Consider the following 14,068-nt stretch of genomic DNA (forward strand, 5'->3'; position numbering starts at 1 on the left):
TAGAAAACTTAATCGATAACCCGAAAACAACCCGAGGATTTGAAAAAGATAGCATCATGGTTGGGACAGCAACCGCGTTTAGCAGGGATTTTGGCCTTCTTTTTTTTAGTGCCTTTCGTCTATTTTGCCATTTCCCTTCGCTATAAAATCATTCGCGAAAACGAACAACGGGAAATGTCCAATATTCTTAATGTTGTCCAGCGCAATATCGCGCAGATGTATAAAAACAGCTATACAACTACCCTTACCTTGGCTTTTACAATCAATGATCAAGGTAATCCCGAGGACTTTGAAAAAGTGGGAAAGCAATTGATCGAATCCAATCCCGCCGTCGATGCAGTGCAACTCGTACCCGGTGGAGTCATTCGATACATCTACCCCATGAAAGGCAACGAACCTGCAATGAACTATGACATACTGCATTCACCCGAAGTGCGGCAAGAAGCTTTGCAATCGATGAAAAATCGCAACTTTTATTTTGCCGGTCCGCTTCCGCTCCGCCAAGGGGGAATCGGAATCGTGGGACGTTTGCCCGTATATAAAAAGAATGTCTTTTGGGGATTTTCTGCCGTGGTCATTCGCATGGAAACTCTCATACGGGAATCGGGAATTGCCGACATTGATGATACCAAATACTTCTTTCAATTTTCAAAAACAGACCCGCGCACGGGCAAAGAGGTATTTCATTATAATCCAAAAGAAATAACAAAGAACAAATTCTTAATCAAACAAACCGTCCCCGAAGGCAATTGGAACATATATTTGGTCTCTCGACAAGGCGACAATGTGTTATACCAAGTGTATACTTCCCTCATTTTGGGATTTTTACTATGTCTCATTTTTGGTCTTTGGGTGTATTCAATCATGAAAAAACCAGCAGAGCAATACGCTTTGATTTTGGAGCAGGCAAAAATACTGGTTGAAAATGAAGTGAAATTTAAAACCCTTTTTGAACAAGCGCCGGTAGGCATTGCAAAAATCGCCATGGGCTCAGGACTGTTTTTGGAAAGCAACACGCAAATGTGCAAAATCACGCTGTATAACGAAGATGAGTTGAAAACAATCTCTTTACCCGAACTTTTACCGAAAGAGGACCTAGTTTTTTTTCAAAGTGGAATTGACGAAGTGCACCAACAACCCGGGGAAGAATTTACCATGGAAACCCAAATTATAACCAAAAGCGGGCGAAAAAGATGGGTAAATTTGGTCGTTACACCCTTGGGACAAATAGAAAACGTACAAGATCAGTGCATCATCATCCTGGAAGATATTGATCTCAAAAAAAACACGGAAGATGAATTGCATAAATCGTTTGATTTGGTGAACGAACAAAATAAGCGCTTACTCAATTTTTCGTATATCGTTTCGCACAACTTACGCTCCCATTCTAGCAATATCAAATCGATTTCTACCTTAATGGAAGAAGCGGATTCACCCGAAGAACAAAAGGAGTTAATGGACATGCTTAAAAAAGTTTCCCTTTCCCTGCAAGAAACAATGGGGAACCTCAATGAAGTCATCAACATTCAATCCAACCTGGGACTCCATAAAGAATCATTACCGTTAAAACATTATGTCGATAGTACGCTCAATGCCTTAAGCGAGCAAATCCATCGCAAACAAGTGACCGCTTTGGTTGAGATAGATGATAAAGCCACCGTTGTACATAATGCGGCGTATCTTGAAAGTATCCTACTGAATCTCATTTCAAATGCGGTGAAATATGCGGCTCAAGATCGAAATCCGCTCATTAAAATCAAATACGATGGCGCACAAAAAACACTCACCATTGGCGATAACGGGATAGGAATAGACCTAAAAAAGCACGGCGATAACATCTTTGGAATGTATAAAACCTTTCACAACAATCCCGATGCGAAAGGATTAGGCCTTTTTATTACTAAAAATCAAATCGAAGCGATGGGAGGAAAAATCAATGTGGAAAGCGAACCCAATGTGGGAACCACGTTTACCATTCAATTTGCCTCAAATTAATTAACCTGTAATTTGATCGTTTTTTGTTGGGTTTCCGATTGAAGTTGTAAGATATACAAACCCGGTGCAATACCTTCCAATGAGACGCTGCCTGAAGAGACAAGCGTATACTCCGAAATTTTCTTGCCGCTCATGTCCCATAAAATACCCTTGGTGGGTTCGGTGATGTTTTGCACCTGAATCCAATCGTTGGCAGGGTTGGGATATACCCAAAGCGACGTTGTGCTTAGGTCAGGATTTTGCAGAGCGAACGACCACGGTTGTCCAAAATTGGGACCAAAAATATAATTGGCCAATAGAGGATAGTCAATAAACGGATTGCGGTTTTGTTGCCACGTAGCGATATAATTGTTGCGGTGCATTTCAAAATCATCGGCTGGGTCGGCTTGATTCCAGGCCAATAAAGAGGCCAAATCGCCCATCTGCCCTACGGTGCTGTCGACCGGATTGCCATTGACCAAACTGAGTCCGTTGTAGCGAACCGCCATATAAAATAAAGCCCGCGCTACATCACCGCGCCAGCTGCCTTGATTTCCCGTAGGACCATTGTAATCAGATCCGTAATCGCGATTGCTGCGCAAGGTATTTTCGGCACCGTCTTCGGCACGAATATGATGCGCATCGGCATGGCCCGCCAAGATATCATCGGGCCCTGTAGGCAACCAAATGTCGATACCGTCGGAAAACGACGAAGTTCCGTCGGCAAATCCACCGCGCGATTGCGGCCAAATATGTTCCCGATTCCATACCCCAATATTGCTACTGCCCAATTGGTAATCGATTTTTGAACGGGGACTTTCCACATACATCATCCAAACCTGACTGCTGTTTTGGGGGTTGCGATCGGCCTCAAGGAGCATATCGGTGACATCGCCATACGAATGCGCGCGAACCACAGCAGGGTTGGCAATAATATCTTGTAACGCTTGGCGTAACGCATTGCCCGATAAGCCCTCCAAACTATCATAATATCCATTGGGAATGGCAGGCGTAACGATACCGTAAGTAGGGTTTAAAGGCGTTCCCCAAGGCGAAACGACAAAATCATTGTCATTGACCCGAACAACGATTGAATTGTTATTGAGCACATACCCGCTGGGGACATTATTGACTTTAATCAACAATTCCTCATCCCCTTCGTTGGCCGTATCGTCAACTATAAGAATTGCGGTTGAAGCCGAAGTACTTCCTACGGGAATGGACACCGTTTGATTGCCACTGTAATCGAGAAGGGTAAAATTGCCATTAACGAGTACAAAATTGATAATCAAATTGGATCCTGTCACCGCGGTATTGGTGGTAAATGTAACCTGCAGGGTTTGTCCTTCGGTGATAGGAGAAGGCGCAGCGGTAATCGTGATTCCATTTAGTATGATTCCACTGCCGTCGTTGTTGACCCCAGGGGTGGGTGTTGTCACCGAAAAAGTGCCATTGCTATTGCGTTGCATGGACTGATTGGCCGCATTTTGCGTTTGATTTTCATTGACACAAACCGTCAATCCAAGGGCTGTCATCAGAGCCGATGGTTGCGTGGTGGCCGCATTAGAATACGCCAAGGCATCAATTAAGTTGGAGGTTGTCGCCAACGAATTCAGCGGAAAATCAGAGGCATTGGCTTGATATATGGCCACCACATCGGGGCCGTTTTGTATCGTTGCATTGGGAATAATAAAGACAGGTGCGGGCGTTACTTGGGCGTTCCCCAGTAGCAGCAAACCATTGATATCACTTGTGAGACCATCAAGATCAATGGCATAATAACTGGCATTTTGAGCGCCAGAACCCCCGTTGAAAAACACCAAACAGTACCCATCCAAAGGCATGTTGGGCGTGGCTGTTTTCAATTCGATAAATTCGCGGGTGTCGGTCCCAGGCGTATCGGCGTCCAATTCGTTAATTACGATTTGGCCATGCAAAGCGGTTAAGCTACTGAAAAACAGTAACCCCATCCAAAAACGGTATGTCATATTCGTCAAATTCTGTAAAACAAAGGTAAACTGAATTTTTAGAATACGGGGTTAATTCATTCTTAAATCCGATGAAAACCAATTAATAAATGTACTTTTGTGTTCAAATTTAAGAGAATAACAATGAAGAGATTTTATTTTGCTTTACTAGTTTCTAGCCTGTTCATCGGTTGCCAATCGCCTGATAAGTACACGATTGAAGGAGATTTAGGAAAAGAAAATGATGGAAAAAAAGTGTATTTACGATTTGAAAATCAGCTTGGTGTATTAAAAGATGTCGATTCTTGTGAAATCAAGGATGGAAAATTTGAATTTGTGGGCAAAGCTACCTATTTGGACATTTTCACGGTGTCAGCGGATGACTTAAATATGGCGATGAACATCATTTTGGAGCCGGGCACTATCTCCATAAAATTTGCCAAAAAACCGGGAGATAAACCACAAATTGGAGGTACCCCCTACAACGATCAATTACAAGCTTTTAATGAAAAATATTTGAAGTTTGATGAAGACATTTTCAACTTTCAGAAGAAAAACTTTGATCTGTTTAAAAAGGCCCAAAAGGAAAACGATTCGGTAACGATGAAAAAATTGTTTGCGGGTGTAACGGCCATTAATACGAAGAAGTTTGATTTTTTCAGAAACTACCCCGCGAAGAATCCGACCCATTTTATGTCGGTTATTTTAATCCAACAACGCTTGTTTTCGGGTGACACCTCTTTTGTAGCTTTACGGGATGCCTACAAAAAACTGGATCCTAAATTGAAGGAAACGCGTATTGGAAAGCAAATCGAAGAACGTTTGAAAAGCATGGAAAATACACGCCTTAAAAATCAAAAAGGGACTTCATCTCCAGCGGTGAAAGCCCAAGACTTTTCGGCTAAAAATCCAGACGGGAAGACCATTTCACTGAAAGAAAGCATGGGTAAAGTAACCCTGGTTGATTTTTGGGCTTCGTGGTGTCCGCCTTGCCGTAAGGAGAATCCCAATGTGGTGAAAATGTACCAAGCGCTACAACCCAAAGGACTAGCGATTATTGGGGTTTCGCTCGATACGTCGGCGGAGGCATGGAAAAAAGCCATAGCGCAAGATGGGTTGACATGGCCTCAAATTTCGAATTTAAAAGGATGGAAAGATCCGATTGCCTTACAGTACAAGGTCGAGGAAATTCCCACCACATTGGTATTGGATGCGCAGGGAAACATCGTTGCGCGCGGCCTAACGGGAGAAGCCCTTCGTGCCAAAATTGAATCCTTGCTACCCTAACCGATTTTAGGAAACCCCTTAGAAATCAAACCCCTAAAATCCACCCCAAAATAAAAAGCATAAAAACGTTTGGATAGGTTCAAACAGTTGCTATATTTGCAACCGCTAAGGAGGGGAGATACTCAAGCGGCCAACGAGGGCAGACTGTAAATCTGCTGGTTTTCACCTTCGCAGGTTCGAATCCTGCTCTCCCCACGAATAAATAAAACCTCAAAAAAAAATCGCCAAGTTTACTTGAGCGATTTTTTTTGAGGTTTTATTTTCAGCGCGTAGCGCTCAGGATGGGCGTTAGTGTTCAGTCAACAGTCAACAGTGTTCAGTCAACAGTAATCAGTGTTTAGCAGTCAGCGGTCAGCAATTAGCAATTCGCTTTCTTACTTCCTAAAGCAAGTCTTTTTTCTTGCTTCTTTCTTCTTTTCTCTAAACCAGCTTGTCTTTTTTCTTGCTTCTAGACGAGTCGTAAGTCGTTTTAGTCGTAAGTCATCAGTTATAATTTAATTTGAAATAGTAATCCTCCCCCGTTGGGGGTTGGGGGCTAGTCAACAGTTGTCAGTGTTCAGTCAATAGCAATCAGGGTTTAGCAGTCAGCGGTCAGCAATTAGCAATTCGCTTTCTTACTTCCCAAATCATGTCTTTTCTCTTGCTTCTTTCTTCTTTTCTCTAAACCAGCTTGTCTTTTTTCTTGCTTCTTTCTTCTTTCCTCTAACTAGAAGTTTGATTTTCTAAAGCCACGCGAGGGGATTGAGTTTGGGGTGTTTAATTTCGAGGGAGAAGCGGGTATGTTGCACACGGATTGTAAATCCGCGCGATCGGGTTTGAGTTTGGGGAATTTTATTGCGGGGGGAGCTGTTATGTTGCGCACGGATTGCACCCGAGGCTTTAGCCGAACAGACGAAGTAAATCCGCGCGATCGGGTAAATACTGTTAGTGGCAGTTTAAAAAAGAGATATAATTTCATTATCACTTTTATTTTCACTAATTAAAAAATTATTCAATTCTGTTTTTATTTTTTCAAGCTTTGGAATAAATTTTTTCATAAAAGGCTTAATTTCTTGCATGGCCAATTTTTCACGTCTTTCATCCATATGTTTTTCTCGTTCTTCTTCCGTCATTTTGTTAATGTCCTTATCGCCACGATACTTGCTATAGCATTCTGAAAAGTAATGATAAGCTTCATTAAGTTCATTTGATTTCAATATGTAATTAAATGAATCAAATAAACTTCTTAACGTTATAAAATTATCTATGATTAAGTTTTTATCGGTTTCATCGACATTTATTTCGGTAATATATTTTTCGAAATATGGAATTAATGCATATTGTATCACACTTTTTTCATCAAGTTCCGATAATAGGAGATAAAAATTGTCCTGATAAGTTTGTCTGTATTTTTTCTTATCTGTTAAAGATGATATTATTTTACTAAATATTATTTTTTTATTTTCCTCATTTAATGAGTATATATAAATTGCAGCAAAATACTCTTGTAATGAACGGTGAGGAAAAGTATATTCAGTTCCTTCCTTATTTAAAATACCGATAGCAATTTGTAAATCACTTATAAGTTTGTCATTATCAAATGAAATTCCTTTCTTTTTTTCTTTTATTAGTGCTAGTTTTTCTTCTAAATATATGCTACTAAATATAAATTTTTCATCAAAATAGGATAAAAAGGAAAATAGCTTTAAAACTTCAACAAATTGTTCTTTACTCAATCCGCTTTGCTTTTCTCTAACAAAAGCTAGTTTTGACATACTATCATGAACGGAATAAAGAGCGTCAAATACTTGACTATAAAATTCACTTCTTTTTTGTGGTATACTAGAGTAAGATTGAAAAGTCAATATAAACATTGAAAGTAATAAAGGGTTACTTAAAAAACTCTTATATGATATATTTTCTTGATTATTGACTGCTTCAATAATTTTTTCGCATAATTCATATTCTTCCTTTGGGATTTGTTTTTTGATAAATTGATTTATATCATCGTCTGAAAGTTCACAAACTTCAAAATTGTGAAATAAGGGCAGTAACTCGATGTCAGTGTAAGGTCTTGATGTCAGCAGGTAATTATTCCGATTATAAACCTGAACCAATTCATCAATTTCTTTGGTAATTTTTTCTTTTTTTGTTGAAGTAATTTCATCGTAACCATCGAGAAAAATTATAAAATCACCAGAGCTCATTAGGCGTTCTATTATTCTATCACTTGTGGCTAACTTATTTAATTTAAAAATTCTCTCACGTATAAATTCAATTACACTTCCATCAAAATCATTCATATATCTTAATTCCACTTTAATTGGAATTTTATAATCACTGTCTATTGAATTCAAAAAAAGGTATTTTACGATGGTACTTTTCCCGCTTCCAGCGTTACCAATTAAAGTTATAAGCTTATTTTTTGAAAACAACTCCTTGACAGAATTGGTTGGAATTCTTTTGGAGTTTGGTCTTGTGTGTGATGGTCTATATTTTTTTCCACAAGGAGAAATAAATAATGGTTGGTAAAACTCTTTTAGGTTTTTTGGTTGGACTCTATGTAAGAGTGTTTTTGTGCTGGAATTTCTACCATACTCCTCAATTTGATATTCAAGAATATTATTTTCAAGTAGATGTTTAATTTCTTCGCCAAACTCCGCTGCAACTTTGTCAAAAAAGGGATTTAATTTTTCTCCAACAAACTTCGCAATAATTGCTGTTAAAACCATATTGTAAATTTTTAATTAATTTTATTGTAATATGTTAAAAGATAGGCGTTGTGTAAATTGCCACTAACGTATTGCTAAGAACTTCAATATAATACTTACCCACCCAAAAATAAAAAATAATACGACACCTCACCCCAGGGTTTTTACCCGTTTTGCAGAGTATTTTTCCGTTGGGGTAAGGTATTTTTCCGCGGGGTTGAGGGTATTTTTCTGGAGGGCTTGAAAGACAAGGGGTTCCACTCGGGGTTGCGGTAGGGCAAGGGGCAAAAAAACGGCGCTGGGTCGCGCCGTGGGCTTTATTTGTAAAAGTGTTCTTACGGGAAATTGGGGTGTGCTGCGCGAGTTCAGGGTACTGTTATTGGAGTTCAAACCGCACTTCTTGCCCCTTTTCGGAGTCGGTGCCTATAAACAGGGAAAAGGTTCCGGGTTCGACTACATAAGTTCCTGTGGTATCATAAAACCCTAGTTCAGCATCGGTTAACGAAAACTTTACGGTTTGGGTTTCTCCGGGCGCTAAGGTGACTTTTTGAAAACCTTTCAACTCTTTTACAGGACGTGCGATACGGGCATAATGGTCGTGAAGATACAATTGCACCACTTCCGAACCGGCGTAGTTCCCCGTATTGGTAATCGAAACTTGAACTTCAACAGGTTCGCCTTGAACATAGGTCGCTTTGGAAAGCACGGGTTTACCATAAGCAAATGTGGTGTAACTGAGACCGAATCCAAAAGGCCATTGCGGGGTATTTTCACTATCACTGTAATGCGACCAAAAGACATTATTCTCACTATTGGTGGGACGGCCCGTTGAAAAATGATTATAATAGATAGGACACTGACCTACATTTCGTGGAAAAGACATGGGTAATTTCCCCGAGGGATTATAATCTCCGTACAGTACTTGGGCAATAGCATTCCCCGATTCGGTGCCCAAATGCCATGCTTCTACAATGGCAGGAATATGTTCGGCAGCCCAAGGTAGAGCTAGAGGGCGCCCGTTTTGTAAAACCAGCACAATATTGGCATTGACCGCATAAATCGCTTCCAATAATTGCTGTTGCACGCCCGGTAAATCGAGAGAGGTACGACTGCGGGCTTCGCCACTTTGCAAGCCATGTTCACCCAACACCATAACCACTACATCGGCGTCTTTGGCCACTTGAATCGCCTTTTCAAAGCCTCTCGTATCGGAAGTATTAAACACCAATTCATCAACAAAGGTGGTTTTGCCCATCGTGAGCGGAGCCCCTTCGGCATAGGTCAATTGATTTCCTGTATACTTTTGCATGCCCTCCCAAACCGATACCGCCGAAAGATCATCAGCGGCAATACGCCAACTCCCGAGCGGACTGGTTTTGTCGGCCGCCAACGGACCTATGAGTGCGATGCGTTGTCCCTCTTTTTTTAAGGGTAAAAGACGCTTGTCATTTTTTAACAAAACAACCGACTTTTTAGCCATATCGAGTGCTTTTGCGCGTTGCGTCGCACTTCCGATCGTTGCTTTTTCTCTTTTGGAATCACAATACCGGTAAGGATCATCGAACAAGCCCAATTCAAATTTCACCCGTAAAATGCGACGTACTGCATCGTCTACCCATTTTTGTTCCACCTTACCTTCTTGCACCAAGCGTACCAGTTCGGCCACATACAAATGGGATTCCATATCCATATCGGCACCCGCTTCAACAGCCAACTTTGAGGCGGCGGCACCATCTTTGGCATATCCATGTGTAATCATTTCACGAATAGAGGCCCAATCGGTTATGACAAATCCATCAAATTGCCATTTCCCTTTCAAAATGTCCCGTTGCAAAAAAGAATTACCCGTTGCTGGAATTCCGTTGAGTAGGTTGAAGGCATTCATAAAGGTGCGGACACCCGCTTTTTTTGCTGCTTCAAAGGGAGGTAAAACCGTATTATACAGGGTTGCTGTTCCTATATCTACCGTATTGTATTCTTTACCCGCTTCTACAAAACCATAGCCCGCAAAATGTTTGGCACAAGCGGCTATTGTATTGTTTTTGCTTAAATCATCACGGGTTTCGCCTTGAAAACCTTGTACGCGGGCCATTGCAATTTTACTTCCTAAAAAAGGATCTTCTCCAGCCCCTTCCATTACCCTTCCCCAACGTGCGTCACGAGAAATATCAACATTGGGGCCGAAAGTCCAAGTAATCCCCGCGGCACTTGCTTCATCAGCCGCCATTTGAGCCGAGGCTTTGATCGCTTCCATGTCCCAACTCGCCGCTTCCGCCAAGGGAATAGGACTGATGGTTTTGTACCCGTGAATGAGGTCAAAACCAATAATCAAGGGTATGCCCAAGCGGGTTTCTTCAATAGCTATTTTTTGAACGGCACGCACTTGATCAACCCCACGAACGTTGAGCATGGAGCCTACCCAACCCTTTTTTAAATGTTCATACTTACGCTGCGCATCGCCTCCCGAGGGAGCAGGTCCAGTGACTTCCCAAAATCCATTGTATTGATTCATTTGTCCCACCTTTTCTTCCAAGGTCATTCGTTTCAAAAGATCTTCGATGCGTTGCTCCACAGAAAGGATGGGTTTCGATGGTTTTTTGGGTTGTGCTTGGGCTAAGGTTAAGGTGGCAAAAGCAAGGATTCTAAGTAGTGATTTCATAGTTTTTTTCAGTGATAAAAGAGGATGCGGGTAGGTGCGGCTCGTTAAAAAGCGGTACTTGTTTACCCTTTTCCCTAAAAAAAATTGGGGTTATAAAGGAATTACTTCGTTTACAAACAGTACGTTTCATACGGATACGAATGTACTAAACTTTTCACCAATTGAAACGGATTGGGCAAAACATAAGGAGTAAACAAATACCTTTCACTTTGTTTATTTTGGGAAAAATGGTAAACGCAATAATAACAACGGCGGGTTTCTGAAAGTGGAAAGTGACCCTTTGTATACAATACAAAATTCTTCATTTATTTCGAGTCAGCGATTAGGGTTAATAAGGGTTCAACTGTTATAGGAATAACTAATAAAAATTTAAACTACATCCCAAGGGCTACGGCATTATTTTATGTAACTTTGTGTCCCTTTAAAAAACGGAAACACATGATTTTACGGAATTATTGGCGCCTCGTCGTTTTATCATTAACGCTCTTTATTTCGAATAATTCGAATAGTCAATGTTTTGAGATTGAATCGATTTTGGTCGATGCTTGCTCGCCTACGAATCCAACCAATGAAGAAGGTTTCAATGAGATGGTTCGTTTTAGAGTGGGTCCCAACCCCTTAAATACAGCCAATTTAAACGTAACCTGGCCCAATAATCCTTGGGGGGGGATTATCCAGAATGCGGCCACAGCCAATATTGTGACGCAATTGAATGCCAGTATCGCCACTGCGGGGAATTGTGGACAGATATTAGAACCCACAGGTGGCGTTTTACCTGCCAATGCGACGGTGTTTTTGGTCACCAGTCAAAACATCAATGTGACGTTCAATTCCTTTGCTACGTTGACCACAACGGTGTATATGATTTTTCAAAATAATGCCAGTAATATTGGAGGGCATTTTGCCAACTACAATACGATTCCGGGAACGCGAACCTTAGTCATGTCTTTTGGAGGGGCTTGTACGGATACGGTGACTTATGAACGTAGTTTATTGATCAATAACACAGGAGGATACGGTGGACCGCTTCCTGCGCAAGACGGAGCGACGGTTAATTTTAACCCCGCTGGCGTTCCTACCTATGTCAACAACGGTTGTTTGGCTCCTGTGGTTCCTTTTACTGTAAATGCTGGGACAACCCAAACGGCTTGTCGAGGCGCAACGATTTCCCTTAACGGAACAGCCCAAGGATTTCAATCCGTATTATGGTCGGCCCCCGCGGGAACTTTTGTGGGCAGTCCAGCTATATTAAATCCTACGTTCACCTTACCCACCACGGGTAACAGTGTAACGCTAACGCTCACGGCGACCAATATTTGCGGTTTGGTGATCAATTCAACCGTGACTATAAATTTCACTGCGGTACCCACTCCTACCGTTACAACACCCGTAAATTATTGTCAAAATCAAACCGCTACGCCCTTGTCGGCTACAGCGTCAACTGGGGGAACGTTAAACTGGTACGGCACCAATGCGACAGGAGGAACAGCCTCACCCACGCCCCCAATTCCAGCCACGTCCACGTTGGGAACGTTTACCTATTATGTGAGTCAAACGATTGCCGGTTGTGAAAGTGAGCGCGTTCCGATTACGGTGGTTATTGCCAATACAGGACCTTCTTTGAACTTGTTTTGTGATTTGGCTAGTCCGAATACCACGCCCACGTCCTTGAATTTTGATTTTTCCAATGTAGGACAAACCAATTTCACCTACACGTACACCATTGCTGGGGGTACTCCAGTTACAGGAACATGGGTTGCCCCCTCGAATTTTACAGTGACGGGATTGACACCTGGGACATCGGTTACGTTTACCTTACAAGCCAATGGGGTATCGTGTGTTTCCCCGATGACTGTTACTTGTAACACCCCGTGTCAAACGTTTACCAATCCGAATTTTGCTCCTATCGCACCGATATGTCAGGGGAGCACTCCGCCGCCTTTACCAACTACTTCACCCAATGGAATTAGCGGAACATGGACTCCTGCCACCATTAATCCCAATGCCTCAGGAACTTATACGTTCAATCCGGATTCTATTTTATTCCCCTGTGCGAATCCGCAAACCTTGAATGTAACGATTACACCCCAAGTAACTCCTACTTTTACCCCTATTGGACCGCTTTGTGTGGGAACCTCTTTTACACTACCAACCACCTCTACCAATGGAATTCAGGGGACTTGGACACCCGCACCTAACTTTGGCGCAACCACAACGTATACCTTTACCCCGATCAACAGTGCTTGTGCTACATCGACTACCTTAACTGTGACGATGAACCCTGTTATCACACCCACTTTTCCCTACACAGACATTACTTTGTGTGAAGGGACTCCCATTACAACCGTGTTATTAATGAATACCTCCAACAATGGTATTATAGGGACTTGGAATCCTGCTTCAATCAACACGAATCTTCTTGGGACAACCATTTATACTTTTACCCCAAACGCAGGGCAATGTGCAGTTAACTTTTCTTTTGAAATAACCATTACACCAAATGTAACACCCACGTTTAACACGCCGCCCTCGTATTGCCAAGGAGCCACCATAGCGGCTTTACCTACAATATCCAATAATGGAATTACAGGTACATGGTCGCCTGCCATAAACAACAATTCAACCACCACTTACACCTTTACGCCCATCGCGAATCAATGCGCCACAACGACCACGATAACCATTACAATAAATCCGCGTATTACCCCTACTTTCCCAGCTTTGGGTCCGTATTGTGTAGGAACTGCGGTTAACCCATTGCCTACTACCTCCTCGAATGGAATTGTTGGAACATGGAGCCCAGCTTTTAATCCCAACGCAACCACCACTTACACCTTTACACCGAATGCTGGACAATGTGCAAATTCGACTACGCTCACGATTACGATAACTCCTTTAGCAACCCCAACGTTCACTGCGATTAGTCCCATTTGTATTAATACTACTTTCCCTACCCTACCTACGACTTCTACCAATGGAATCACAGGAACATGGTCACCAGCCCTCAATAATACGGCAACAACCACCTACACCTTTACACCCAATGCAGGACAATGTGCTTCAACAACCACATTGACTGTAACCGTAATCAATAATTCAAACATTCCTGTATTTACGATTGCACCCAATCAATGTCCAGGAATTCCTTCACCGCTTCCTACGATTTCCAATAATGGAATTTCTGGTGTTTGGACACCACCGTATACGCCCAATACTTCAAACACATATACGTTTACCCCCAATGCGGGACAGTGTGCTACTGCAGTTACGCAATCCATAACGATTATTGCCTCACCTCCCGCCAACACCCCCACCCCATACGAAGTGTGTGATGACAACAACGATGGTGTGGCGTGTACTTTTGTGTTGGGCACGAAGACTCCGGAGATTACCACTAATCCCAACGTGCAGGTGAGTTACCACTTAACCCCCACCGATGCGCAAACTGGGTTTAATCCGATTGCGCCCAACCAGCCGTTTTGCAACAACGA

Annotated in this window: 6 protein-coding genes and 1 tRNA gene; 4 read left to right on the top strand and 3 right to left on the bottom strand. The window is 42.1% G+C overall.

The window, feature by feature from the left end:
- Positions 1-39 precede the first annotated feature (39 nt).
- Complete coding sequence (locus BUC17_RS05560; RefSeq protein WP_143161721.1) at positions 40-1,995, top strand: ATP-binding protein; 1,956 nt, start codon at positions 40-42, stop codon at positions 1,993-1,995.
- Here the strand turns inward: BUC17_RS05560 and BUC17_RS05565 are convergent.
- Entirely contained in the window at positions 1,992-3,962 is a 1,971-nt protein-coding gene (locus tag BUC17_RS05565; protein ID WP_073362431.1) for an endonuclease, read from the bottom strand. The two genes, BUC17_RS05560 and BUC17_RS05565, sit on opposite strands and share 4 nt — an antisense overlap.
- A 123-nt stretch (positions 3,963-4,085) precedes the next feature.
- Here BUC17_RS05565 and BUC17_RS05570 point away from each other — a divergent pair, with 123 nt between their 5' ends.
- Both BUC17_RS05570 and BUC17_RS05575 read left to right on the top strand, forming a co-directional pair.
- Positions 4,086-5,228: a TlpA disulfide reductase family protein gene (locus BUC17_RS05570; RefSeq protein ID WP_073362432.1), complete on the top strand. Its 1,143-nt coding sequence runs from the start codon at positions 4,086-4,088 to the stop codon at positions 5,226-5,228.
- A gap of 112 nt (positions 5,229-5,340) precedes the next feature.
- Positions 5,341-5,423: transfer RNA gene (locus tag BUC17_RS05575), tRNA-Tyr, on the top strand.
- 740 nt (positions 5,424-6,163) lie between these two features.
- Here the strand turns inward: BUC17_RS05575 and BUC17_RS05580 are convergent.
- Together BUC17_RS05580 and bglX are read right to left on the bottom strand one after the other, a co-directional pair.
- Entirely contained in the window at positions 6,164-7,939 is a 1,776-nt protein-coding gene (locus BUC17_RS05580) for an NACHT domain-containing protein (RefSeq protein ID WP_073362434.1), read from the bottom strand.
- A gap of 355 nt (positions 7,940-8,294) precedes the next feature.
- Entirely contained in the window at positions 8,295-10,577 is a 2,283-nt protein-coding gene (bglX, locus tag BUC17_RS05590) for a beta-glucosidase BglX (RefSeq protein WP_073362437.1), read from the bottom strand.
- 438 nt (positions 10,578-11,015) lie between these two features.
- On the opposite strand from bglX, the gene BUC17_RS05600 reads away from it, so the two are divergent.
- On the top strand, positions 11,016-14,068 hold a 3,053-nt coding region (locus tag BUC17_RS05600), incomplete at its 3' end, for an Ig-like domain-containing protein (protein ID WP_073362440.1).

The sequence above is a fragment of the Flavobacterium fontis genome (assembly GCF_900129405.1).
GTDB lineage: Bacteria > Bacteroidota > Bacteroidia > Flavobacteriales > Flavobacteriaceae > Flavobacterium > Flavobacterium fontis.

Excerpts from the sequence above, each read along its gene's own strand:
- bglX (WP_073362437.1), bottom strand. The coding sequence starts at position 10,577 with ATGAAATCACTACTTAGAATCCTTGCTTTTGCCACCTTAACCTTAGCC.
- BUC17_RS05565 (WP_073362431.1), bottom strand. The coding sequence starts at position 3,962 with ATGACATACCGTTTTTGGATGGGGTTACTGTTTTTCAGTAGCTTAACC.
- BUC17_RS05570 (WP_073362432.1), top strand. The coding sequence starts at position 4,086 with ATGAAGAGATTTTATTTTGCTTTACTAGTTTCTAGCCTGTTCATCGGT.
- BUC17_RS05580 (WP_073362434.1), bottom strand. The coding sequence starts at position 7,939 with ATGGTTTTAACAGCAATTATTGCGAAGTTTGTTGGAGAAAAATTAAAT.